The 1,327-nt window shown below is 39.1% G+C and carries 2 protein-coding genes and 1 pseudogene; 2 read left to right on the top strand and 1 reads right to left on the bottom strand.

All coding sequences use genetic code 11. The annotated features are described in order from the left end of the window. Positions 1 to 369, bottom strand: a 369-nt coding sequence (locus tag SH09_RS16710; RefSeq protein WP_268767851.1) for a hypothetical protein, incomplete at its 3' end; no start/stop codon positions are given. Here SH09_RS16710 and SH09_RS16705 point away from each other — a divergent pair. Next, positions 344 to 589: an LPXTG cell wall anchor domain-containing protein gene (locus SH09_RS16705; protein ID WP_211261921.1), complete on the top strand. Its 246-nt coding sequence runs from the start codon at positions 344 to 346 to the stop codon at positions 587 to 589. The genes SH09_RS16710 and SH09_RS16705 overlap by 26 nt on opposite strands. Positions 590 to 705: 116 nt before the next feature. Beyond that, a pseudogene (locus SH09_RS13875) lies at positions 706 to 1,327 on the top strand (accessory Sec system protein translocase subunit SecY2); the annotation flags it as partial.

Genomic DNA, 1,327 nt, shown 5'->3' with positions numbered 1-1,327 from the left:
AGTAAGTGAAAGTGCATCAGCGAGCATGAGCACATCAACATCAATGAGTATGAGTGACTCAGCGAGCATGAGTGATTCAACATCAGTGAGCGAAAGCGACTCAGCGAGCATGAGCACATCAACATCAATGAGTATGAGTGACTCAGCGTCAATGAGCACATCAACATCAGTAAGTATGAGTGACTCAGTATCAATGAGCGAAAGCGACTCAGCAAGCATGAGTGCTTCAACTTCAATGAGTGAAAGTGCATCAGCGTCAATGAGTACTTCAACTTCAGTAAGTATGAGTGAGTCAATGTCAATGAGCACATCAACTTCAATGAGCGAAAGTGCCTCAACATCAATGAGTACATCAGCTTCAGCAAGCATGAGTACATCGACATCAATGCACACAAGTGAGTCTATGTCACAAAGTTCAGCGTCTCATAGCACATCTATGTCAGAAAATGGCAAAGAACAGCTTCCAGAAACTGGTCAATCATCAGAGAACAGTTACGGATTGATGGGTGGCGTTGCAGCATTACTTGGTGGAATGGGCTTACTTAGAAAGTCTAAAAAAGAGAAACAACAAGAACAGTCTGAGCAATAATAAATAGAACAACATGTGTTAAAGAGGCAACATACCGTACAAGTTTGAGCGCTAAAAGCAGTTCAAATATTGTGGTGCTTGCCTCTTTGGCACCATGTTTTTAAAAGAGGTTTAACGTGAAGAACAACTTATTACATCGCATATTACATCAGTACGAATACAAAATTATATATAAGCGCCTAGCATTTACATTCATCATTTTATTTATATACATATTAGGCAGTCGCATTCCGATTTTGAGTAATTCAAAAGGGTTGACTGACACACATGATTTCTATCAACTTGCGGTATCAAACGTAGGTGGAGATATTCTGACATTGAATATTTTCTCATTAGGACTTGGTCCATGGTTAACTGCGATGATCGTCCTAATGTTTCTACGTTATAGAAATCTTGAGAAGATGATGCAGATGACACGTAGGGAAAAGCATTACCAGGAGAAATTGTTGGCATTGGCATTTAGTTTGGTTCAAGGTTTTTTCGTTGTTTCTCAACATGTAGACATTGAAAAAACAAAAAGTTCAACAATCGCATTATTGTTACTCATTCTTATAGCAGGGACGATGTTACTTATTTGGCTAGCAGATCAAAATGTGCGCTATGGTATTGCAGGAGCGATGCCAATCGTATTGCTCAGCATTATACGTTCTACAGTTCGCCAACACGCAACGAATATTGACATCGACTATATTGCATTGATTTGCATGATTGTTTTAATCGTACTCGTCATGTTGATTT

The organism is Staphylococcus gallinarum (genome assembly GCF_000875895.1).
In the GTDB taxonomy this organism is placed as follows: Bacteria; Bacillota; Bacilli; order Staphylococcales; family Staphylococcaceae; genus Staphylococcus; species Staphylococcus gallinarum.
The sequence above is the reverse complement of the archived record's forward strand: the minus strand, read 5'-3'. Positions and strand labels throughout refer to the sequence as shown.

Excerpts from the sequence above, each read along its gene's own strand:
- SH09_RS16705 (WP_211261921.1), top strand. The coding sequence starts at position 344 with ATGAGTACATCAGCTTCAGCAAGCATGAGTACATCGACATCAATGCAC.